The following is a 22021-nucleotide window of genomic DNA, read 5'->3' on the forward strand; positions in this document are numbered from 1 at the left end:
CGCCTATGATCTGATCCTCGGTAAAACGGCCTCGCCGCATCGCTCGTCTCCATCTGACGAGCTAACTTACCAGTGGCATGATTCCCGGGGAGCACGTCAGTTCGCAAGGTGAACATGCTGGTGCAGAATCGAGACCAGTCCGTACTTGTCGCCTTCGGTGGCATTGGAATGTCCCTTGATCGAATTGGCGACGCGCGTCGGGATTTGGCTCAGATCCGCGCGGTCGGTGAACTCATGCCGGGTCGAGTGGAAGACGTAGCGGGGATCTTCCGTCACCACACGATCAAGATAGCGGTTCAGCCGGCGGCTTAATTCCTTGACGAAATTGCCGTTGCGGTCGGGTTCAAGATCGAACAGTCGGGCATGCCCGGCTTTCCGGCGGCGCTCGACATAGTCACGGAATCCGAGGTCGATCAAACGCTCGTGAATGACGACGTAGCGCTCCGATGCTTCGGTCTTGACGTGCTGGTCCTTGCCGGTGCCGGTGATATGGACATAGGTGCAGCGGCCCTCGAACTCGTCACCGTAGGTCCGGCGCAAATCACACTCATGGATGTCTTTGAGCGCGATCTGGCCGATCTCGCCCAGTCGTGGGCCGCCAACGACCCCGAACAGCAGGCACCAGTAGAGTTCATCCTGATAGACGTGCGGCCCCGGCTTGGCGCGTGCCGCATCTCCCTTGCCTGCGCAACCGGTGAACAGCGGCGAGTCGAACAACGTCTGCATCATCGCCGAGGTAAACGGCAAGCGCGGCCGCTTCTGGCCCTTGCGCGTCTTGGAATAGCCAGCGATCTCGATGTCGGCGGCGACGTTGACGCCCTGTCCGAGATCGGACTGGATTTTGCCGAGGATGGAGCTGATCGCGCCGACATCCTTTTTGACCGACCCCGGTGCCAGCCGGTCGGGGGCAGGCTGGTTGCGGTCGCCAGCTTCCCACTCGCGGCGCGCTTGCCGCGCTGCGTCGATAACCGAGCGTAGGGTCCGCCCCGACGCGACCACGCGTGCCAGTTCGGTCTGCGGCGGTATGTCGGATACGAGATTGCGGAATTCGATGACTTGGTCGCGGGTTATGTCGCCCACCACCACGTCGCCGAATAGTGCGACGAAGCGTGCGACTGCCCGCTTCGCTTCGGTGATCGCCGAAGCACCGGGACGGCGCTGCTCCTGCCAGTAGCGGCACGCCTCGGTCAGCGGCATGGCGAGCAGACCGTTGTGGCGACCAGATGTCGGGGCGGCAGCTTTCGCCGGAAGGGACGGCAGGTTGATGGGCGGCGGAGCGTTTGTCTGCGCGAACGGGATCATGGCCGCGTGGATATTGGACGGCCAGTGGTCGAACCGATGCTCGGCTAGCTTGCGCAAATAGGCTTCGGCGACAGCATCATACACGTCGTCGGGCTCGAGATCGAGGCGCGGCTCGATCGACCGCATGTAGCTCACCACGAACCAGATCGGGCGGAATACGCGCCGACGCAGCAGGATCGTCGCCAATTCCTGATAGACCAGCCCGTCGGCGATCCCGCGCCCTTCGAGGATCTCGGCGCGGAGCCGGAACACGTCGCGTTCGGGCTCGGCGTCGATCGATGGCACCACATCAATGATGGTCGCAGGTTCATGGGCGGGTATGTCGCCCCACCATTGCGGCTGGCCGGCTTCCTCGCCGCCGGCCCATGAGTCACACACGAAGGTGGCGAGCAGATTTAGCTGTTGGCCGACGGCTGCGTCCATCGATCCGCGCGCTACCGCGAGTCCGGCAAAAGCCCGATCGAGCAACGCCAGCGCTTCGACTTCCGCCCGACGGCCGCTGGCGTCGCGCAACTCGCGGATGAGCGCCTTGTGCCGGGCAATCAGCATGCCGCGCTTCTCCGCGGCCAGCAGCGGGTCGGTTGTGCCGAGGCTCTCCGTCCACGCGGTCTTGCCGACCATCGCTCGGAGGTCGGCCGGTACGACCATGCGGAACTGCTCGTTCTTCGATTTTTTACGCCTGACGGAATGCGACATCCGACGCCCCATATGTAGCACCCTTTTGTAGCACTGGGCGCCTAACGAAGCGTTGATTTTGCTGGTATTCCGCCAATCTCCGCTACTTAGCTGGGAGATGGTGACCCCTACGGGAATCGAACCCGTGTTTCAGCCGTGAAAGGGCCGCGTCCTAACCGCTAGACGAAGGGGCCATCTGGTGGCGTGGACGGGCTGTTAGAAGAGGGTCGGCGATCGGTCAACAGCTATTTCAGATTTTTTGCTCAATCCGCCCACGCCATGTCGTCGATATGCAGTTCGGCGGCCGGGCGGCTGCCCCAGTCGTCGAGCTTTGCGCGGCCCGCCAGCCACAGCTTGCGGTGCGGCGGTGCGCCCAGCAGTGCTATGCCCAGATCGGTTTCAGCCTGGCGAAAGGCCACGCCCTTGAACCGGCGGCCATCGTCGCCGGTCAGGATCGCGCGGACATGGCCGTTGCCGACGATATCCGCCTTCACGATCCGCACCGGGCCTGCCGCCACGCGCGGGGCGGGCCAGCCCATGCCATAGGGGCCACCGGCCTCCAGCGCCTCGATCAGCAGCGGGCTGACCCCGCCGGGGGCGAGCACCGCATCGACCAGCAGTGCGCGATCCTCGCGAGCGCGCTCGACCGGTTCGGCCATGCGCTGGTGCAGGAAATCGGCGAGCGCGGGGATGGCGTCCTCCGCCACGGTCACGCCGGCCGCCGCCGCATGGCCGCCGCCCGCGCTGACCAGCCCGAGTTCCTTGGCCGCAAGGATCGCCGCCCCCATGTCGACGCCGGGGATCGACCGGCCCGAACCCTTGCCCACGCCATGGTCGTCGATGGCGATGACCAGCACCGGGCGGCCGAGCTTTTCCTTCAGCCGCCCGGCAACGATGCCGATGACGCCCGGATGCCAGCCGCGTCCGGACACCACCACGCAGCCGCGCGATTCCTGCGCGCGCGCCGACAGGTCGGCCGATGCCTGCACATCGCCTTCGATCAACCGGCGTTCCTCGTTCAGCCGGTCGAGTTCGACCGCAAGGGTGCGGGCTTCCTCCGGGTCCTGCGTCGTCAGCAGGCGAACGCCGAGATCGGACTTGCCGACCCGTCCGCCGGCGTTGATGCGTGGCCCTAGCGCAAAGCCGAGGTCGGTGGCGGTCGGCGCGCGGGTCAGGCGCGATGCCTCGATCAGTGCGGCGATACCGATATTCTGCCGTCGGGCCATGACCTTCAGCCCCTGGGCCACGAACGCCCGGTTCAGCCCGCGCAGCTGCGCCACATCGGCGACGGTGCCGAGCGCCACGAGGTCGAGCAGGTCGAGCAGCTTCGGTTCGGTACGGCCGGCAAAGAAACCGCGTGCGCGCAACGTCCGCACCAGCGCCGCCGCCAGCAGGAACGCGACTCCCACCGCCGCCAGATGGCCGTGCGCCGCGCCTTCGCCCTCATCGAGCCGGTTCGGGTTGACGATGGCGAGCGCGGGGGGAAGCGCGGTGGTGCATTGGTGATGGTCGACCACCAGCACATCGACCCCGGCGTCGCGGGTGGCGGCCAGCGCCTCGAACGCCTGCGCGCCGCAATCGACCGTGACGATCAGCGTCGCGCCTTCGCCCGCCAGCAGCAGCATCGCCGGCGCGTTGGGGCCATATCCCTCACGCTGCCGGTCGGGGATATAGGGGCGGGCGGCCAGGCCCAGGTCGCGCAGCAACCGCACCAGCAGCGCGGCCGACGTCGCGCCATCGACGTCGTAATCGCCAAAGATCGCGATCGGCTCCTGCGCCATCACCGCATCGGCGAGCCGATCTGCGGCGCGGTCCATGTCGCGAAAGATCGACGGATCGGGCATGAATTCGCGGATGCTGGGCGCCTTGTGCGCGGCAATGCCCTCGCGCGGGCAGCCACGGGCCAGCAGGATACGGGTGACGAGATCGTCGGCGACGAACCCGTCGTCGCACACATCGCCCTCCAACCCGCGCCAGCGCCACGGCTGGCCCAGAATGGAGCGATGCACATTGAGTACGGAACGCATCGCCGCGCTGTACCCCGTGGGGGCAGGTGGGTCCAGCGGGGCGCATCTCCTCTGGAAATTTGAGGGGCAAACGCGCAAAGACGGCGCCATGAAGCGCAAGACCGGACAAGACCGCAGCATCACCGCCACCTGGCGTCCCGCAACGCAGGCCGTGCGCGGGGGCACCGCACGCAGCGAATATGGCGAGACGTCGGAGGCGTTGTTCCTCACCTCGGGCTATGCCTATGACTGTGCCGGCGACGCCGCCGCGCGGTTCGCGGGCGAACAGGTCGGCATGACCTATTCGCGGCTGCAGAACCCGACGGTCGAGATGCTGGAAGAGCGTATCGCCCTGCTCGAAGGGGCGGAGAGCTGTCGCACCATGGCGACCGGCATGGCGGCGATGACCGCGGCCTTGCTCAGCCAGCTGTCGTCGGGCGACCATCTGGTCGGCGGGCGGGCGGCGTTCGGGTCGTGCCGGTGGCTGACCGACACGCTGCTGCCGAAGTTCGGCATCGAAACCGATGTGGTCGATGCGCGCGACACTCAGGCGTTCATCGATGCCAGTCGCCCGAACACGAAGGTCTGGTTCTTCGAAACGCCGGCCAACCCGACGATGGACGTCGCCGACCTGACCGCGATCTGCGCGGCGGCGCGCGAGCGCGGCATTGTCACCGTGGTCGACAACGCCTTTGCCAGCCCGGCGCTGCAACGCCCGATGGAGTTCGGCGCGGACGTGGTGGCCTATAGCGCGACCAAGCTGATGGAAGGGCAGGGCCGCGTCCTCGCCGGTGCCGTCTGCGGGACGAAGGCGTTCATCGACGACGTGCTGCTGCCCTTCACCCGCAACACCGGGCCGACGCTCAGCGCGTTCAACGCCTGGGTGGTGCTGAAAGGGCTGGAGACGCTCGACCTGCGGGTCATGCGCCAGTCGGAAAACGCGCTGAAGGTCGCGAGCTTCCTCGAAGGACGCGTGCCGAAGATCAATGCGCCCGGCTTGCCGAGCCATCCGCAGCACGCGCTGTGCATGCGCCAGATGAAGATGGCCGGGCCGATCTTCTCGTTCGAACTGGATGGTGGTCGCGCCCAGGCGCACGGCCTGCTCGATGCGCTGCAGCTAATCGATATCTCGAACAATATCGGCGACTCGCGCTCGCTGATGACGCATCCCGCCTCCACCACCCATTCGGGCGTGGCCGAGGAAAAGCGGATCGAGATGGGCATTTCCGAAGGAATGATCCGCATCAATGTGGGTCTGGAGGACCCGGAAGACCTGATCGTCGACCTCGATCAGGCATTGCGGGCGGTCGCCCTATGAAGGCGTTGTTCCCGCACGAGGCGACGACCGGCGGTATCGTGGTGCGGGTATCGGCGACCTATCTGCCCGAACAGTCGCAGCCCGCGCAGGGGCGCTGGTTCTGGGCCTATCACATCCGGATCGAGAATGATTCGGAACGGACGGTGCAGCTGCTTACCCGCCACTGGATCATCACCGACGGGCGCGGCGAACGGCATAGCGTGGAGGGCGAAGGCGTGATCGGCGAACTGCCCGTGATCGAACCGGGCGGCAGCTTCGATTATGTGTCGGGCTGTCCGCTGTCGACCTCCAGCGGGGCGATGCAGGGGAGCTATCACATGCTGGCCGATGACGGGGAGACGTTCGACGTGGCCATTCCACGCTTCGGGCTGCTGGCACCGGCGGTCGGCGCATGAAGCGGACGCACCTTCCGCTCAACGGCCTGCGCGTGCTGGACGCGGCGGCCCGCCATCTGTCGTTCACCCGCGCCGCCGACGAATTGGCGGTGACCCCGGCGGCCGTCGGCCAGCAGGTCCGCGCGCTGGAGGATACGCTGGGCGTCGTCCTGTTCCGCCGCACGACCCGTGGCCTCGAACTGACGCCGGAGGGTGAGGCCGGGTTGGCAGCATTGCGCGGCGGCTTCCTGCAGTTCGAGGAAGCGGTGCGCGCGATGCAGGCGGGACAATCGTCCAAGTCGCTGACCATCGCCGCGCCGCGCGACGTCACGCAAAAATGGCTGCTCCCGCGCCTGTCGCGCATCGCCGCCGCCGATCCCGAACTGCGCTTCGCGCTGGTCGCGGCGGACGATGCGCTCGACTTCACCGAAGCCAATCTCGACCTCGCGATCCGCTGGGGTGAGGGGCCGGGCGCGCATGAGGGCGAGGCGCTCGAGTCGGACGGCATGGTCACCGTCGAACGCGTCGGTGGCGGGGCGGATACCCGCATCGGCTGGCCCGGTTGCAACCCGGAGGATGCGACCGCGCTGGTCCGCGTCGCCGATGCCGGTCTCGCGATCGATGCGGCGGCGGCGGGGCTGGGGCGGGCGACCGTGCCCGAACTGCTCGCCCGCGACGACATCGCTGCCGGGCGCGTCGCGGTGACCGGCGAGCCCAAGTCCGGGCGGCTCGGCTATTGGCTGGTCGCACCCTTGCCACAGTGGCGGCAGGCGAAGGTGAAGGCGCTGGTGGACGTGCTGGCGGGGTAGCGCCCAAGGTACCCCCCTCAGCCACCCCCAAGCCACTATTGCCTGCCCTCAACCCATTCTACCGCGCCGCCGCCTTGCCGTGTTGCGCCGTCCGCGCCATCTGGAACCCATGCATACTGCTCTCGATACGCTCGCCCTGATCGGCAACACCCCGCTCGTCCGGCTGAAGGGGCCGAGCGAAGCGGCGGGGGCGGAGATTTTCGCCAAGTGCGAATTCGCCAATCCCGGCGCCAGCGTGAAGGACCGCGCCGCGCTGTCGATCGTCGAGGATGCGGAAGCGCGAGGCCTCATCCAGCCGGGCGGGACGATCGTCGAGGGGACGGCGGGCAATACCGGCATCGGCCTCGCGCTGGTCGCCAATGCCAAGGGCTATCGCACGATCATCGTGATGCCCGAGACGCAGAGCCGCGAGAAGATGGACACGCTGCGCGCGCTGGGTGCCGAACTGGTGCTGGTGCCGGCCGCGCCCTATTCGAACCCCGGCCATTTCGTGCACACCAGCAGGCGTATCGCCGAGGAAACGCCCAACGCGATCTGGGCGAACCAATTCGACAATATCGCCAATCGTCGCGCGCATATCGTCGGGACCGCTACCGAAATCTGGGAACAGATGGACGGCCGGATCGATGGCTTCACCTGTGCGGCGGGGACCGGCGGTACGCTGGCCGGCGTCGGGCTGGGGCTGAAGGAAAAGGACGAATCGGTCACCATCGCGCTGACCGACCCGCACGGCGCGGCGCTGTACGACTATTATGCCCATGGCGAATTGCGCTCCGAAGGATCGTCGGTCGCCGAGGGGATCGGGCAGGGGCGGATCACCGCGAACTTAGACGGTGCGCCGATCGACACCCAGTTCCGCGTGTCGGACGAGGAGGGCATGGTCTGGGTCCGCCGGCTGCTGGCGGAGGAGGGGCTGTGCCTCGGCCTGTCGTCGGGGATCAACGTTGCGGGTGCGGTGCTGCTCGCGCGGCAATTGGGGCCGGGCAGCCGGGTGGCGACGATCCTGTGCGATACCGGCTTTCGCTATCTGTCCACGCTGTACAATCCCGAATGGCTGGCGGCCAAGGGGTTGGCGGTCGACAGCGGGACGACTTCGGCGTAACACCGCGCCCAGATGACGCCGCGATCGGACCAATCCCAATTACTGCAACGCCTGCGCGTCGGCGCGACCGGACTGGTGCTGGTCGTGCTGCTGATCGTGCTCGCCAGCGCCCTGTTCCGCTCGGCGATCGACGAGGCGCCGATCGGCGAGGATGTCGCGACGGTCGAGGAACAGGCCAATCTGGCGGTCGCGAATCTCACTCCGACCGGTAACCCGGACGAACCGCTGGCCGAACTCGGCATTTCGCCTGGGGCTGCGCCCAGCGGGAATATCGCGACTCCCGAGATTCGCTGATCCCGGCCACGCGCGTCGTCCCGTCGAAAGCCGGCTTTCCCAACGATAGCGGAGACAGGCACCGCCGTAGGTCCTGGCCTTCGCTCGGGTAGCGGATCGGCCCGCATTTCCCACGCCTTCCCAGTCCGTCCCATCGCCAGTGGGGCACGGTCCCATCGCCGCGCCCGCGCTCACCCAAAAATACGGTGAGAACAAACAACGTACATCCCAAAATCTGCTATTCAAGTGGTGCTTTTTCCCACTCTCACCCAACTTCTCCCATTGTTACCCATGTTGCATTTTGGTACGTCTCGAGGCGTCACAGGGGGCAGGTCCTGGGATCGTCGTTACACACTGCCCGGCGCGTATTTGCCGGCGGTCGACGCTTCTCCTGCGTGACCGAACAGGGGCTGTGTTGGAGAGGGAACTCTACCTGAGCTACGGGCTACAGGCAGTCGACGCGAAGGGTCGCGTCGCGGTGCCTGCCAAGCTGCGCTCGGTGCTGGAGAAGAACGCCGACGCCCGCGAACTCCTGCTCAAACGGCACGCCAAGCATGTCTGCCTCAGCGCCTTCGATGCCGCCTGGCCGAAGATCCTCTATTCGCGCAAACCCCAGGGCAGCGACGAGGACGCCGACACCGACTATAATGTCGCGGGCAAGGCGTTCGGCAACCTCGAAACCGCACCGTTCGACAGCGCGGGGCGGTTCGTCCTGCCGACCTTCTATCGCCGCCGTGCCAAGATCGACAAATGGGCGTTCTTCCACGGGCGCGGCGACACGTTCAACATCTGGGACCCGCACACGCTGATCGCCGACATGGAGATCGACGCCGACACGCGCGAGCTGTGCGAATTCCTGATGGAAGAAAAGGGGCTGTTGTGACCGACGCGCCGCACGTCCCCGTCCTGATGACCGAGGCGGTCGCTGCGCTCGCGATCCAGCCGGGCGAGGTCCATGTCGACGCGACCTTCGGCGCGGGCGGCTATACCCGCGCGATGCTGGCCGCCGGTGCGCGGGTGATCGCGTTCGACCGCGATCCGACCGCGCACGATGCCGCCGCGCCGCTGCTGGCCGAGGCGGGCGATCGCCTGACGCTGATCCGCGCGCCCTTCTCGGCGATGGCGAGCGAGCTGGCCGCGCGCGATATCGATGCGGTCGATGGCGTCGTGATGGACATCGGCGTGTCCTCGATGCAGCTCGACCAGGCCGATCGCGGCTTCTCGTTCCAGTATGACGGCCCACTCGACATGCGGATGAGCCGCGAGGGGATCACCGCCGCCGAGTGGCTGAACACCGCCGCCGAGGCCGAGATTTCGGACGTGCTCGACCGGTATGGCGAGGAACCGCGCCATCGCCGCGTCGCGAACTTCATCATCGGCGCGCGGCCACTGGAGCGTACCGGCGAACTGGCCGCCGTCGTCCGCCGCGCGCTGGGTCATCGTCCGCATGAAAAGAAGGACCCGGCGACCCGCGCGTTCCAGGCGATCCGCATCCACCTGAACGACGAGCTGGGCGAACTGACCGCCGGCCTCGCCGCGGCGGAGCGGGTGCTGCGGCCCGGCGGACGGCTGTCGGTCGTCAGCTTCCACAGCCTCGAGGACCGGATCGTGAAGCGGTTCCTGCGGGAGCGCGGCGGGGCGATGCCGGCCGGCTCGCGCCATCGCCCGGTCGTGGCGCAGGGGCCGGCGCCCAGCTTTGGCGACATTGCCAAGGCGGTGCGGCCAAGTGACGAAGAAATTTCGATTAACCCGCGCGCACGGTCGGCTACGCTGCGCTCGGGCCTTCGCACGGCGTCCGCGCCGTGGAGTTCGAACGGGAGTGCGATGTGATGGGTGCGTTCGGGTTCGGGACGTTGGGCAAACTGGTGGCGGTCGGCGTGATGGCGCCGGCCTTCTATCTCGTCATCTCGCAGGGCGCGGCGGAACGCGGCCGGGTCGAGGCGGTCGAGCGCTCGATCGTGCAGGCGCGCAAGGATATCCGCGCGCTGGAAACCGAATTCGACACCCGCGCGAACATGGCGCAGCTGGAACGCTGGAACGGTGACGTGCTGGCGCTCGCCGCGCCGCGCGCCGAACAATATGTCGGCGGCGAGCATCAGCTGGCGTCGCTGCCGGGCCGTACCGAGGGGGGGAATGTCGCGCTCGCCTATGTCGTACCCAGCGCGCCGATGGAAATGGCCGCCGCGGCGCCCGAACCGACCCTCGCCGCCGCGCCCGTCGCGACCCCGGCCAAGGGTGAAAAGGGCAAGCCGGTGGTGAAGCCGGTCGGCGCGGTGCGGACAGCGGCGGTGATCCCCGCCAAGGCGCGGGCGGTGGCGATGCTCGACCGCACGCTGCTCAGCGACGCGACCATGGCCGATCTTGCCCGCTCGGCACGCAAGGAAGCGGCCAGGCCGTGATCGTCGTCGTGGCGCCCCCCCTCAACCAGCAACGATCCGATGGTGCGCGGCACACATTGGTCAACATCGCCCATTACCGGTTGATGGTGCTGATGCTGCTGTTCGCGGCGGGCGTCACGGTCATTCTCGCGCGGCTGATGCTGCTGGCGGTCGCGGCCGAGCCGCGTTCGGCGATCGCGGCGGAGGCGGCGCTGGTTCCGCTGCGCGGCGATCTGGTCGATCGCAACGGCGCGCCGCTCGCCCGCACCATCGACGCCTGGTCGATCGCGGTGCGCCCGGACAAGGTGATCGGCGACAAGAAGCAGCTGGCGCAGCAGCTCGCCGAGCTGATGCCCGAACATGACGTCGGCTATTATTATGCGCAGCTGAACCTGGAGCGCAATTTCGTCTATCTGCGCCGCCGCGCGCTGCCCGAACTGGTGCAGGCGGTGAATGCGCTGGGCGATCCGGGCATCGTGCTCGGCCGCGAACCGGAGCGCCTGTATCCGCAAAGTGCGATGGCGGCCCATGCGCTCGGCTATCTCGACATGGATGGGCGCGGCGTGCGCGGCATGGAGAAGTATCTGAACGGCCGGCTGGTCGACCCGGCCGAGCGTGGGCGGCCGGTCGCACTCAGCCTCGACCTGCGGGTGCAGGCCGCACTGGAAAGCGAACTCGCCAACGCGATGGCGGTGTTCCAGGCACGCGGCGCGGGCGGCATCGTGCTGGACAGCGATACCGGCGAAGTGATCGCCATGACCTCGCTGCCGACGTTTAACCCCAATGCCGTGACCGCGAACACCGGACAGATGAACACGGTGACGCAGGGCGTGTACGAGCTGGGGTCGGCGTTCAAGCCGCTGACGATGGCCGCCGCCCTCGACAGCGGCGTCGTGCCGTCGCTGTCGAAGCGCTATGACGCGACCCAGCCGCTGGCCGTTGGCGGCTTCCGCATCCGCGACGATCATGCGCAGAAGCGGTGGCTCGACGTGCCGGAGATCCTCGTCCATTCGTCGAACATCGGTACCGCCCGCATCGCCGACGAAATGGGGCAGGCGCGGATGGAGAACCTGTTCCGTGCGCTGCATTTCGACACCGCGCCCGACATCGAACTGGAAAAGTCGCGCACCATCTGGCCGCATTACTGGGGCCGCACGACCACGATGACCACCGCCTATGGCCATGGCATCGCGGTGACGCCGCTGCACCTCGCCAGCGCCTATGCCGCGTTGGTCAATGGCGGCATCTGGCGCCCGGCGACGATGCTGAAGCTGAAGCCCGGTCAGGCCCCGGCCGGCAGCCGCGTGTTTTCGGAAGCGACCAGCGCCAAGATGCGCGGCCTGCTGCGCCTGATCGTCACCGACGGTACGGGAAAGAAGGCCGAGGCACCCGGCTTCCGCGTCGGCGGGAAGACCGGCACCGCCGAAACCGTCGGCGCAGGCGGCGGCTATTCGAAGAAGGTCAACGTCTCGACCTTTGCCGCCGTCTTTCCGATGGATCGCCCGCGCTATGTCGTGATCGCCATGCTCGACAGCCCGAAGGGAACGAAGGAAACCTTCGGCTTCACCACCGCCGCATGGACCGCCGCGCCGGTGGTCAGCCGGGTGATTTCGCGCACCGGGCCGCTGCTGGGGGTGATTCCCGACGGCAATGCCGATATTGACCTCGCCGGACTGCGTTCGCTGCTGTGGCGGGCGCCGGGGGATGCGAAGAAGCTGGCGAACGTCGAATGAAATTAGGAACCATCACGGGCGGTGACGAACCGCAGACGGTGACCGGCTTCGCGATCGATCATCGCAAGGTCGCACCCGGCACGATTTTCGGCGCCTTCGAAGGCGCACGGGTGAATGGCGAGGACTTCATTCCCGCCGCGATCGCCGCCGGCGCGATTGCCGTCGTGGCGCGGCCCGAAGCGGTCGTGGAGGGCGCGGTCCACATCGCCGCGCGCGACCCGCGCGAGGCGTTCGCCCGCGCCGCCGCGCAATTCTTCGCGCCGTTCCCGCCGACCTGCGTCGCGGTGACCGGCACCAACGGCAAGACCAGCACCGTCGAAATGGTGCGCCAGTTGTGGCGGATGCAGGGGCATCACGCCGCCTCGATCGGCACGCTGGGCGTCACCACCGCCGACGAACGCGTCGTCACCGGCCTGACCACGCCCGATATCGTCACCTTCCTGTCTAACGTCGCAGGGCTGGCGCGCGAGGGCGTGACCCATGTCGCGTTCGAGGCGTCGAGCCACGGCCTGTCGCAATATCGCACCGAGGGACTCCCGGTTCGTGCGGCGGCCTTCACCAATCTCAGCCGCGATCACCTCGACTATCATGGTGACATGGCGAGCTACCTGACCGCCAAGCTGCGCCTGTTTTCCGAAGTGCTTGCCGATGACGGCACGGTCGTGGTGTGGATCGACGACCCCCATGCCGACCGGGTGATGGACCTCGCGCGGGTACGCGGCAATCGCCTCATCACCGTTGGTGAACATGGCGAGACGCTGCGCCTGATCGGGCGGGAGCCGAGCCTGCTCGGCCAAGCGCTGACGATCGAGGCGGAGGGCGCGACGCACAAGGTGCAGTTGCCGCTGATCGGTGCCTATCAGGCGGCGAACGCGCTGACCGCCGCCGGCCTCGTGCTGGCGACCGGCGGCACGCTTGCAGCGACGCTCGCTGGCCTTGCCCGGTTGCAGCCGGTGCGCGGGCGGCTGGAGCGCGCGGTGATCCTGCCCAACGGTGCGCCGGTCTATGTCGACTATGCGCACACTCCCGACGCGCTCGAAGCCGCCATCGCTGCGCTCCGTCCCCATGCCGAGGGGCGGCTGATCGTCGTGTTCGGCGCGGGCGGCGACCGCGACAATGGCAAGCGCGCGCCGATGGGCGAGGTCGTCGCCGCACAGGCGGATGTCGCGATCGTTACCGACGACAATCCTCGCACGGAAGACCCCGCGCAAATCCGTGCGCAGGTGCTGGCCGGTGCGCCGGGCGCGACCGAGATCGGCGACCGCCGCGCCGCGATCCGCGCGGCGTGCGATATGGCCCAGCCGGGCGACATCGTGCTGATCGCGGGCAAGGGCCATGAACAGGGTCAGATCGTCGGCGACATGATCCTCCCGTTCGATGACGTACAGGTGGCGCGTGACTGTGCCGGCTGACCTGCCGCTCTGGACCGCCGCCGCCATCGCCGCCGCGACCGGGGGCACCGCCTCCACCGATTTCACCGCGAACGGTGTCGCCTTCGACAGCCGTGAAGTGGGGCCGGGCGACCTGTTCGTCGCGCTATCGGGCGAGGCGACCGACGGCCACCGCTTCGCGGACCAGGCCTTCGCGCAAGGGGCGGCGGGGGCGATCGTTGCGCGGCCGGTCGATGGCCCGCATGTGCTGGTCGACGACACGACCGTCGCGCTGAACCAGCTCGCCACGGCATCGCGCGCACGCACCGCCTCGCGGATCATCGGCGTGACCGGATCGGTGGGGAAGACCGGGACCAAGGAAGCGCTGTTCGCCGCGCTCGACCGGATCACCCACGGCAACGCGCATCGTTCGGTCAAGAGCTACAACAACCATACCGGCGTGCCGCTGAGCCTCGCCCGGATGCCGGCCACTTGCGACGCGGCAGTGTTCGAAATGGGCATGAACCATGCGGGCGAACTGGCGCAACTGACCCGGCTGGTCCGTCCTGAGGTGGCGATCGTAACCACGATCGCCCCGGCGCACACCGAATTCTTCACCGGCGAAGACGCGATTGCCCGCGCCAAGGGCGAGATTTTCGAAGGACTGGTCGATGGCGGCATAGCCATCATCCCCTTCGACAGCCCGCACCGCGACACGCTCATCGCCGCCGCGCGGCCCCATGCTGCCAAGATCGTGACCTTCGGCCTGCGCGACGGCGCCGACGTCTGCGCGATCGAGCATGTCCGCATGTCGGGCGGCGACAGCTTTGTCACCGCGCGACTGGGCACGCGGGAGGTCAGCTATACGCTGGCCCCGCCGGGCGAACATTGGGTTGCCAACTCGCTCGCCGTCATGGCGGCGGTCGACGCGATCGGCGGCGATCTGGGCGTCGCCGGCCTCGCGCTCGCCGACCTCGCGGGTCTCGCCGGGCGCGGTGCCCGCCGCAAGGTCACGCTGGCGGGTGGCGAGGCATTGCTGATCGACGAAAGCTACAACGCCAACCCCGCATCGATGCGCGCGACGTTGAAGGTGCTGGCCGCCGAGCGTGCCGATCGCCGCATTGCCGTACTCGGCGAAATGCGTGAGCTGGGCGAGTCGTCGGACGCCTATCACGCCGCCCTTGCGGTCCCCATCGACGAAGCGGGCGTTTCGCGCGCCGTGCTGGTGGGGCAGGGGATGCTTCCGCTCGCCAAGGCGCTTGAGGGGCGCATCGAAACCGTCCATGTGCCCGACGCCGCCACCGCCGCGCAGGTCCTGTCCGACCTGCTGCTGCCGGGGGACGCGGTACTTGTAAAGGGATCGAACGGGGTGGGGCTGGCGCGGGTCGTCGCCGACCTGTGGGGCCAGGGCTGATGTTGTACGAAATCGCCGAATATCTCGGCTTTCCGGGGGTTCTGAACCTCTTCCGCTACCTGTCGTTCCGCACCGGCGCGGCGACGGCGACGGCGCTGCTGATCGGGCTGGTCATCGGCCCGCGCTTCATCGGCTGGCTGCGCGTGCGGCAGGGGAAGGGGCAGCCGATCCGCCTCGACGGGCCGCAAAGCCACCTCGCCAAGCGTGGGACGCCGACCATGGGCGGGCTGATGATCCTGACCGCGCTCGCCACCTCGGTGCTGCTGTGGATGGACCTCGCCAACCCCTTCGTCTGGGCGTGTCTGTTCGTGACCCTGGGGTTCGCCGCGATCGGCTTCCTCGACGATTATGACAAGGTGCGGAAGGCCAGCACGGCGGGCGTTTCCGGGCGCACGCGGCTGCTCCTCGAATTCCTGATCGCCGGCATCGCCAGCTGGATCATCATCCGCCAGACCGGCACGATGCTCTACGTACCGTTCTTCTCGAACGTCGCGATCGATCTGGGGCCGTTCTACATCCTGTTCGCCGCCTTCACGATCGTCGCGTTCGGCAATGCGGTGAACCTGACCGACGGTCTCGACGGCCTTGCGACGATGCCGGTCATCATCGCCTCGGTCGCGCTGATGCTGATCGTGTACATGGTCGGCAATGCGAAGTTCGCCTCCTATCTCGGCATCCCGCACGTACTGGGCGCGGGCGACCTTGCGCTGTTCTGCGGCGCGATCGTCGGGGCGGGGCTGGCATTCCTGTGGTACAATGCCCCCCCGGCGGCGGTGTTCATGGGCGATACCGGTAGTCTTGCCTTGGGCGGTGCACTCGGCGCGATCGCGGTGTCGTCGCATCACGAAATCGTACTGGCGATCATCGGTGGCCTGTTCGTGGTCGAGGCGCTCTCCGTCATTATCCAGGTGTTCTGGTACAAGCGTACTGGCAAGCGCATCTTCCGCATGGCGCCGATCCACCATCATTTCGAACAGCTCGGCTGGGCCGAGGCGACGGTCGTGATCCGCTTCTGGATCATCGCCTTCGTGCTGGCGCTCGCTGGCCTCTCGACGCTGAAGCTGCGGTGATTATCGCTGCGGCCTGGGCGGGGAAACGGTTCGCGGTGCTGGGGCTGGCGCGCTCGGGCGCGGCGACGGTGCGCGCGCTGCTGGCCGGCGGCGCGGAGGTCGTCGCGTGGGACGGGGATGAGGCGCGCCGTTCTCCCTCTCTCCGCTTGCGGGGAGAGGGTCGGGGAGAGGGGGCTTCTTCTACGACATCGCCCGCGACACCCCCTCTCCCAACCCTCTCCCCCATGGGGGAGAGGGCTTTGGTGTTTGCCGACCCGCTGACGATCGACCTCACCGGTTTCGATGGCATCGTTGTGTCCCCCGGCGTGCCGCTCAACCGCCACCCGATCGCCCAGCACGCCGGCGACACCCCCATCATCGGCGACATCGAACTCTTCGCGCAGGCCCGCGGCGAACTGCCGCCGCACAAGGTCGTCGGCATCACCGGCACCAACGGCAAGTCGACCACCACTGCGCTGATCCACCATATCCTAGACCAAGCCGGCGTCCCCACGCGCATGGGCGGCAATATCGGCCTGCCGATCCTTGCACAGGACCCGTTGCCCGCCGGTGGCGTCTATGTCCTCGAACTGTCGAGCTACCAGATCGACCTGACCTACAGCCTCGACTGCGACGTCGCAGTGCTGCTCAACATCACCCCCGATCATCTCGACCGCTATGCCGGGTTCGAAGCCTATGCCGCGTCGAAGGCCCGGCTGTTCGCGATGCAGTCCGCCGGTCATGCCGCGATCATCGGCACTGGCGATGCGACGTCCGCCGCCATCGCCGACACGCTGCCGCATGCGACGCGCATCGCCGTACCTGCCGACGCGCCCGCCTACGGACCCGCGCTCGCCGGCCCGCACAATGCCCAGAACGCTTTGACTGCCATTGCCGTCTGCGAAGCGCTCGGCCTCGACGCCGATACCATCCGCGACGGCCTCCGGAGCTACCGCGCGCTCCCGCACCGCATGGCCCATGTCGCCGATGTGAACGGCGTCGCCTATGTCGACGACAGCAAGGCGACGAACCCCGATTCCACCGCGCCCGCGCTCAATGCGTTCCAGCGCATCCACTGGATCGTCGGCGGCCTCGCCAAGTCCGACGACCTCGACGCCTGCCGCCCCGGTTTCGGCAATGTCGTCCACGCTTACACCATCGGCACCGCCGCCAAGCGGTTCGCCGAGCTGCTCGCGCCCGACCTTCCGGTAACCATCGCCAACACATTGGACGAAGCGGTAAAATTGGCCGCGACAGCGGCGCGACCCGGCGATACCGTGCTGCTGTCGCCGGCATGTGCGTCGTTCGACCAGTTCAGCGATTTCGAAGCGCGGGGGCGTGCCTTCGCAGCGGCGGTGGGGGCATTGGCATGACCGATATGGGCCGCGGGCGCGACGTCCGGGCACTGCGCCAACGGGTGGAGACGCTGCAGGGGCGCAGCGCGCGCTCGCCGATCGGCGCGTGGTTCCGCGAAGTCGACCGGGTGCTGCTGCTGATCGCGATGGTGCTGATCGCCATCGGCCTGGTCGCGGTCGCCGCCGCGTCGCCTGCCTCGGCCGTGCGCTATTCGGGTGGCGACGTCACCGTGCCGCCGATGATGTATTTCTGGCGACAGGCCGGGTGGATCGCGCTTTCCTTCCCGGTGATGATCGTCGTGTCGATGCTGCCGGTCACGGTCGCGCGGCGGCTATGCCTGCTGGGTGCCGCCGTGCTGGTGCTGGCACTGATGGTCACGCCCTTCGTCGGCGTGGAGGCGAACGGCGCACGGCGGTGGATCAACCTCGGCGTCGGGCAGTTCCAGCCGTCCGAGTTCCTGAAACCGATGTTCATCGTGACAACCGCTTGGCTGCTGTCGCTGCGTGCCAAGGACCCGCAGCTGCCGATGTTGTGGGTCACCGGCGCGTTGACCGCCGTCATCGCAGGTTGCCTGATGCTCCAGCCCGATTTCGGCCAGACCGTGATTTTTTGCGGCGTGTGGGCGGCGTTGCTGGTGATCGCGGGCATTCCGGTGCGGACCATGGCGCTGCTGGCGGCGGCCGGGGTCGGCATGGTCGCCGCTGCCTACACCTTCTACGGCACGGCACGCGTCCGCATCGACGGCTTCCTGTTCCCCGATCCGGCGAGCGCTGCGACCGACAGCTATCAGGTCGACATGGCCCATGCCGTGCTGACCGCCGGTGGCGTGATCGGCACGGGGCCGGGCGGCGGGCGGGTGAAGTTCAAGCTGCCCGAGGCGCATACCGACTATATCTTTGCGGTGGTGGGCGAGGAATTCGGCCTGATCGCCTGCGCGATCATCGCCGTCATCTTCCTGGCCATCGTCGTCCGCGTCTTCGTCCGGCTGCTGGATGAAGAGGACGCGTTCAAGCTGCTCGCCGCCGCCGGCCTCGCCATCCAGTTCGGGGCGCAGGCGCTCATCAACATGGCGGTCAATGTCGGTATCGCCCCGTCAAAGGGGATGACGCTGCCGTTCATCTCGTACGGCGGGTCGTCGATGATCGCGCTGTCGATCGGCATGGGGCTGCTGCTCGCTTTCACGCGCCGGAACCCGTATCTGAGCCGCTCACCTTACGGCCCACAGCGCTGGAGCGGAGCGAAATGAGCAAGCATTATGTCCTCGCCGCCGGGGGCACCGGGGGGCATATGGTCCCGGCCGCGGCGCTGGCGACCGAACTGACCCGGCGCGGCCACCGCGTGGCATTGGTCAGCGACGAACGCGGCGTGCGCTTTCCCGACCTGTTCGACGGCATCCAGACCCATGTCCTGCCCGCCGGGCGCCTGAGCGGCGGCCCGATCGGCTGGGCGAAGGCCGCGCGGCAGATGCTGGCCGGGCGGTCGATGGCGATCGAGCTGTACAAGACCTTCCGCCCCTCTGCCGTGATCGGCTTCGGTGGCTATCCGGCGCTGCCGGCGCTGCTGGCCGCCTTCGCGCAGAAGGTACCGACGATCATCCATGAACAGAATGCCGTGCTCGGCCGGGTCAACCGGCTGGTCGCGGGCAGCGTGCATGGTATCGCCACCAGCTACGAACGGGTCGATCGGCTGAAGGACAGCCACGTCCCCAAGACGCATCTGGTCGGCAACCCGGTGCGCGAAAGCGTCCTTGCCCTGCGCGAACGTCCCTATCCGGCGCTGGACGAGGAAGGCATCTTCCGCGTGCTGGTCACCGGCGGCAGCCAGGGCGCGAGCATCCTCAGCCAGGTCGTGCCCGACGGCCTAGCACTGCTGCCGGTCGCCTTTCGCCGCCGGATGCAGGTGACGCATCAGGCGCGGATCGAGGACATCGACGCGGTGCGCGCGAAATATGCCGAGCACGGCATCCCCGCCGAGATCGCGACCTATCTGCCCGACCTGCCCGACCGGCTGGCATGGAGCCATGTCGTGATCGCCCGCGCCGGTGCGTCGACCATTGCCGAGCTGACGGCCGCCGGCCGGCCGGCGATCCTCGTGCCACTGCCCGGCGCGACCGACGACCACCAGACCGCGAACTGCCGCGAGATCGTGGCGGCAGGCGGTGCGCGCTCGATCCAGCAGCCGCAGTTCACCGCACCGGAACTCGCCAAGCAGATCCAGAAGCTCGGCCTCGATCCCGCCGCGCTCGCCAATGCGGCGGCGCGCGCGCGAAGCTGCGGCCGCCCGTTCGCCGTCCGCGACCTCGCCGATCTGGTCGAGAGCATCGACGCACCCAAGGCGAAAGTGGGCAAGATCGCCCCCGCCAAACGACAGAAGGAAGCATTTGCGTGAAGGGCGTCGCTACCGACATCGGCACGATCCATTTCGTCGGCATCGGCGGCATCGGCATGTCGGGCATTGCCGAGGTGATGCATAATCTCGGCTATAAGGTGCAGGGATCGGACGTGGCCGAGGGCTATGTCGTCGATGGTCTCCGCGCGCGCGGCATCGACGTGCATATCGGCCACCGAGCGGAGAATGTGGAGGGCGTGGCGGTCGTCGTCACCTCGACCGCGATCAAGCCCGGCAATCCCGAGCGCGACCATGCGCTGGCGAAGCGCATCCCGGTGGTCCGCCGCGCGGAGATGCTCGCCGAGCTGATGCGCCTGAAATCGACGGTCGCGGTCGCGGGGACGCACGGCAAGACGACGACGACTTCGCTGATCGCCGCATTGCTCGATGCCGGTGGCGTCGATCCGACCGTCATCAATGGCGGCATCATCAACTCCTACGGCTCGAACGCGCGCCTCGGCGCGTCGGACTGGATGGTGGTCGAGGCGGACGAAAGCGACGGCAGCTTCCTGCGATTGGACGGCACGATCGCGGTCGTCACCAATATCGACCCCGAACATCTCGACCATTATGGCAGCTTCGACCGGGCGAAGGACGCCTATGTCGAGTTCATCGAGAACGTGCCCTTCTACGGCGCGGCGGTGCTGTGCCTTGACCACCCCGAGGTACAGGCGCTGATCCCGCGCATCCGCGACCGCCGCATCGTGACCTACGGCTTCGCCGCACAGGCGGACGTGCGCGGTGTCGAGGTGACGGCGGGCCGCGACGGCAACCGCTTCGACTGCGTGGTCCGCGACCGTGACGGCAACACCCGCACGATCTCGGGCATCCATCTGCCGATGGCTGGCCGCCACAATGTCCAGAACGCGCTGGCGGCGATTGCCGTCGCCGTCGAACTGGGCCTCGACGACGCGACCATCGCGCAGGGCTTTGCCAAGTTCGGCGGCGTGAAGCGGCGCTTCACCCGCATCGGCGAGGTCGCCGGCATGACCGTGATCGACGATTACGGCCACCACCCGGTCGAAATCCGCGCCGTCCTGTCCGCCGCGCGCGAAGCGACCGGTGGCCGCGTGATCGCGGTCGTGCAGCCGCACCGCTATTCGCGGCTGGGTGCGCTGATGGACGAGTTCGCGCAGGCGTTCAACGACGCCGACGCCGTCCATGTCCTCCCCGTCTACGCCGCCGGCGAAACGCCGGTCGAGGGCGTCAGCGCCGAGGCACTGGTCGACGGCATCCGCCTGCGCGGCCACCGTTCGGCACAGGTCGCGGCGGACAAGGATGCGCTGGCATCGGCACTCGCGGCGGAAGGGCAGGACGGCGACCTGATCGTCTGCCTCGGCGCAGGCGACATCACCAAGATCGCCGCCGGCCTCCCCGCCGCGATTGGCGAGAAGCTCACATGAGCGACTGGTTCTCCACCGCGATCGAGATGCAGCGCGAAATCCTGCGCGCGCAGCAGGCGCAGCTGGACGCCGCCAAGAAGCTGCTCGACACCGCCGAACAGCGCGACCTCACGCAGGTCGGCAAGCAGATCGTCGATGCGCAGGCAGAGGCATGGACCGCCTGGGCGCGTTTCTGGGGTAGCGGCAAATGACCCTGCCGCCGGTTCGTGGCAAGCTGACCGCGAACGCCCCGTTGGCCCCGCTCGTCTGGTTCAAGGCGGGCGGCGCGGCGGAGTGGCTGTTCGAACCGGCCGACACGGACGATCTGTGCGACTTCCTCCGCGCACTCGACCCGGCGGTGCCGGTGATGGGGCTGGGCCTCGGCTCCAACCTGATCGTCCGCGACGGCGGCGTCCCCGGCGTCGTCTTGCGCCTCGGCAAGCCGTTCGCGAAGGTATCGGCCGACGGCCTGACGCTTACCTGCGGCGGCGGGGCGAGTGGCATCCTCGTCTCCTCGACCGCGCGCGATGCAGGCATCGCCGGTGTCGAATTCCTGCGTTCGATCCCCGGCACGGTCGGCGGCTTCGTGCGGATGAACGGTGGTGCCTATGGCCGCGAGGTCGCCGATGTGCTGGTCGAGGCGCAGGTCGTGACGCGCGACGGCACGCTGACCACGCTGGGACAAGCCGACCTCAACTACCGCTACCGCCACAGCGATCTGCCCGAAGGCGCGATCGTCGTCGCGGCGACCTTTCGCGGCGAACCGGGCGAGCCGGCTACGATCCAGGCCGAAATGGACCGCATCGCGGCGGCACGCGAAGCATCGCAGCCGTTGCGATCGAAGACCGGCGGTTCGACCTTCAAGAACCCAGACGGTCACAAGGCCTGGGCGCTGGTCGACGCCGCGGGCTGTCGCGGGCTGATGCGCGGCGATGCGCAGGTGTCGGAAAAGCACTGCAACTTCCTGCTCAACACCGGCAACGCCACCAGCGCCGATATCGAAGCGCTGGGTGAGGACGTGCGTGCGAAGGTGCTGGAACAATCCGGCGTGACGCTCGAATGGGAAATCCAGCGGGTAGGGCGGGCGTGACC

The 22021-nt window shown here is 67.9% G+C and carries 20 protein-coding genes and 1 tRNA gene; 18 read left to right on the forward strand and 3 right to left on the reverse strand.

Translation table 11 applies throughout. The features are described 5' to 3' along the window. Positions 1–96 precede the first annotated feature (96 nt). The 3 genes from ASE67_RS00005 to recJ form a co-directional block, all read right to left on the reverse strand. Positions 97–1998, reverse strand: a complete 1902-nt coding sequence (locus ASE67_RS00005) for a site-specific integrase (RefSeq protein ID WP_156348440.1) — start codon at positions 1996–1998, stop codon at positions 97–99. Between the two features lie 98 nt (positions 1999–2096). After that, a tRNA-Glu gene (locus tag ASE67_RS00010) sits at positions 2097–2171 on the reverse strand. Positions 2172–2240: 69 nt separating this feature from the next. Further along, positions 2241–4004, reverse strand: coding sequence for a single-stranded-DNA-specific exonuclease RecJ (gene recJ / locus ASE67_RS00015; protein WP_055755619.1), 1764 nt, complete (start codon positions 4002–4004; stop codon positions 2241–2243). 88 nt (positions 4005–4092) lie between these two features. On the opposite strand from recJ, the gene ASE67_RS00020 reads away from it, so the two are divergent. From ASE67_RS00020 to murB, 18 genes are all read left to right on the forward strand, one after another. After that, positions 4093–5301: a trans-sulfuration enzyme family protein gene (locus ASE67_RS00020; protein WP_055755621.1), complete on the forward strand. Its 1209-nt coding sequence runs from the start codon at positions 4093–4095 to the stop codon at positions 5299–5301. Further along, on the forward strand, positions 5298–5696 hold the full coding sequence (gene apaG, locus ASE67_RS00025) for a Co2+/Mg2+ efflux protein ApaG (protein WP_055755623.1): 399 nt from the start codon (positions 5298–5300) through the stop codon (positions 5694–5696). The genes ASE67_RS00020 and apaG overlap by 4 nt, the downstream gene beginning before the upstream one ends. Beyond that, positions 5693–6484: a LysR family transcriptional regulator gene (locus ASE67_RS00030; RefSeq protein WP_055755626.1), complete on the forward strand. Its 792-nt coding sequence runs from the start codon at positions 5693–5695 to the stop codon at positions 6482–6484. The genes apaG and ASE67_RS00030 overlap by 4 nt, the downstream gene beginning before the upstream one ends. Positions 6485–6593: 109 nt before the next feature. Next, positions 6594–7586, forward strand: coding sequence for a cysteine synthase A (locus ASE67_RS00035; RefSeq protein ID WP_055755628.1), 993 nt, complete (start codon positions 6594–6596; stop codon positions 7584–7586). Positions 7587–7598: 12 nt separating this feature from the next. Further along, on the forward strand, positions 7599–7880 hold the full coding sequence (locus tag ASE67_RS00040; protein ID WP_055755629.1) for a hypothetical protein: 282 nt from the start codon (positions 7599–7601) through the stop codon (positions 7878–7880). 394 nt (positions 7881–8274) lie between these two features. Next, complete coding sequence (locus tag ASE67_RS18350) at positions 8275–8742, forward strand: division/cell wall cluster transcriptional repressor MraZ (RefSeq protein ID WP_055755632.1); 468 nt, start codon at positions 8275–8277, stop codon at positions 8740–8742. Between the two features lie 26 nt (positions 8743–8768). Then, positions 8769–9689 (forward strand): 16S rRNA (cytosine(1402)-N(4))-methyltransferase RsmH, encoded by a 921-nt coding sequence (gene rsmH, locus ASE67_RS00050; RefSeq protein WP_443025521.1) that lies wholly within the window; start codon positions 8769–8771, stop codon positions 9687–9689. After that, on the forward strand, positions 9689–10258 hold the full coding sequence (locus tag ASE67_RS00055; RefSeq protein WP_055755636.1) for a hypothetical protein: 570 nt from the start codon (positions 9689–9691) through the stop codon (positions 10256–10258). Before rsmH ends, ASE67_RS00055 begins: the two co-directional genes overlap by 1 nt. Next, positions 10255–11970, forward strand: a complete 1716-nt coding sequence (locus ASE67_RS00060) for a peptidoglycan D,D-transpeptidase FtsI family protein (protein WP_055755637.1) — start codon at positions 10255–10257, stop codon at positions 11968–11970. Before ASE67_RS00055 ends, ASE67_RS00060 begins: the two co-directional genes overlap by 4 nt. Next, the gene (locus tag ASE67_RS00065) at positions 11967–13382 is read left to right on the forward strand and encodes a UDP-N-acetylmuramoyl-L-alanyl-D-glutamate--2,6-diaminopimelate ligase (protein WP_055755639.1); all 1416 of its coding nucleotides are present in this window, start codon (positions 11967–11969) and stop codon (positions 13380–13382) included. The genes ASE67_RS00060 and ASE67_RS00065 overlap by 4 nt, the downstream gene beginning before the upstream one ends. 1 nt (position 13383) lies before the next feature. Continuing rightward, positions 13384–14754: a UDP-N-acetylmuramoyl-tripeptide--D-alanyl-D-alanine ligase gene (locus tag ASE67_RS00070; protein WP_235511782.1), complete on the forward strand. Its 1371-nt coding sequence runs from the start codon at positions 13384–13386 to the stop codon at positions 14752–14754. Then, positions 14754–15824 (forward strand): phospho-N-acetylmuramoyl-pentapeptide-transferase, encoded by a 1071-nt coding sequence (mraY, locus tag ASE67_RS00075; RefSeq protein ID WP_055756841.1) that lies wholly within the window; start codon positions 14754–14756, stop codon positions 15822–15824. The genes ASE67_RS00070 and mraY overlap by 1 nt, the downstream gene beginning before the upstream one ends. Then, positions 15821–17176, forward strand: coding sequence for a UDP-N-acetylmuramoyl-L-alanine--D-glutamate ligase (gene murD / locus ASE67_RS00080; RefSeq protein WP_055755643.1), 1356 nt, complete (start codon positions 15821–15823; stop codon positions 17174–17176). Before mraY ends, murD begins: the two co-directional genes overlap by 4 nt. 5 nt (positions 17177–17181) lie before the next feature. Then, positions 17182–18405 carry an FtsW/RodA/SpoVE family cell cycle protein gene (locus ASE67_RS00085; RefSeq protein ID WP_200909338.1) on the forward strand — a complete coding sequence of 408 codons (1224 nt, stop codon included), beginning with the start codon at positions 17182–17184 and terminating at the stop codon, positions 18403–18405. Next, positions 18402–19547: an undecaprenyldiphospho-muramoylpentapeptide beta-N-acetylglucosaminyltransferase gene (gene murG / locus ASE67_RS00090; protein WP_055755648.1), complete on the forward strand. Its 1146-nt coding sequence runs from the start codon at positions 18402–18404 to the stop codon at positions 19545–19547. Before ASE67_RS00085 ends, murG begins: the two co-directional genes overlap by 4 nt. Next, entirely contained in the window at positions 19544–20950 is a 1407-nt protein-coding gene (murC, locus tag ASE67_RS00095) for a UDP-N-acetylmuramate--L-alanine ligase (RefSeq protein ID WP_055755649.1), read from the forward strand. Before murG ends, murC begins: the two co-directional genes overlap by 4 nt. Then, entirely contained in the window at positions 20947–21141 is a 195-nt protein-coding gene (locus ASE67_RS00100; protein ID WP_055755652.1) for a hypothetical protein, read from the forward strand. Before murC ends, ASE67_RS00100 begins: the two co-directional genes overlap by 4 nt. After that, positions 21138–22019 (forward strand): UDP-N-acetylmuramate dehydrogenase, encoded by an 882-nt coding sequence (murB, locus tag ASE67_RS00105; protein ID WP_055755654.1) that lies wholly within the window; start codon positions 21138–21140, stop codon positions 22017–22019. Before ASE67_RS00100 ends, murB begins: the two co-directional genes overlap by 4 nt. Positions 22020–22021: the final 2 nt, after the last annotated feature.

Origin of the sequence: Sphingomonas sp. Leaf23 (assembly GCF_001421585.1) — a bacterium.
Classification (GTDB): Bacteria; Pseudomonadota; Alphaproteobacteria; order Sphingomonadales; family Sphingomonadaceae; genus Sphingomonas.

Excerpts from the sequence above, each read along its gene's own strand:
- ASE67_RS00100 (WP_055755652.1), top strand. The coding sequence starts at position 20,947 with ATGAGCGACTGGTTCTCCACCGCGATCGAGATGCAGCGCGAAATCCTG.
- ASE67_RS00040 (WP_055755629.1), top strand. The coding sequence starts at position 7,599 with ATGACGCCGCGATCGGACCAATCCCAATTACTGCAACGCCTGCGCGTC.
- ASE67_RS00020 (WP_055755621.1), top strand. The coding sequence starts at position 4,093 with ATGAAGCGCAAGACCGGACAAGACCGCAGCATCACCGCCACCTGGCGT.
- mraY (WP_055756841.1), top strand. The coding sequence starts at position 14,754 with ATGTTGTACGAAATCGCCGAATATCTCGGCTTTCCGGGGGTTCTGAAC.
- recJ (WP_055755619.1), bottom strand. The coding sequence starts at position 4,004 with ATGCGTTCCGTACTCAATGTGCATCGCTCCATTCTGGGCCAGCCGTGG.
- ASE67_RS00035 (WP_055755628.1), top strand. The coding sequence starts at position 6,594 with ATGCATACTGCTCTCGATACGCTCGCCCTGATCGGCAACACCCCGCTC.
- rsmH (WP_443025521.1), top strand. The coding sequence starts at position 8,769 with ATGACCGAGGCGGTCGCTGCGCTCGCGATCCAGCCGGGCGAGGTCCAT.
- ASE67_RS00005 (WP_156348440.1), bottom strand. The coding sequence starts at position 1,998 with ATGTCGCATTCCGTCAGGCGTAAAAAATCGAAGAACGAGCAGTTCCGC.
- ASE67_RS00030 (WP_055755626.1), top strand. The coding sequence starts at position 5,693 with ATGAAGCGGACGCACCTTCCGCTCAACGGCCTGCGCGTGCTGGACGCG.
- ASE67_RS00055 (WP_055755636.1), top strand. The coding sequence starts at position 9,689 with ATGGGTGCGTTCGGGTTCGGGACGTTGGGCAAACTGGTGGCGGTCGGC.
- ASE67_RS00085 (WP_200909338.1), top strand. The coding sequence starts at position 17,182 with ATGGGCCGCGGGCGCGACGTCCGGGCACTGCGCCAACGGGTGGAGACG.
- murG (WP_055755648.1), top strand. The coding sequence starts at position 18,402 with ATGAGCAAGCATTATGTCCTCGCCGCCGGGGGCACCGGGGGGCATATG.
- ASE67_RS00065 (WP_055755639.1), top strand. The coding sequence starts at position 11,967 with ATGAAATTAGGAACCATCACGGGCGGTGACGAACCGCAGACGGTGACC.
- apaG (WP_055755623.1), top strand. The coding sequence starts at position 5,298 with ATGAAGGCGTTGTTCCCGCACGAGGCGACGACCGGCGGTATCGTGGTG.
- murB (WP_055755654.1), top strand. The coding sequence starts at position 21,138 with ATGACCCTGCCGCCGGTTCGTGGCAAGCTGACCGCGAACGCCCCGTTG.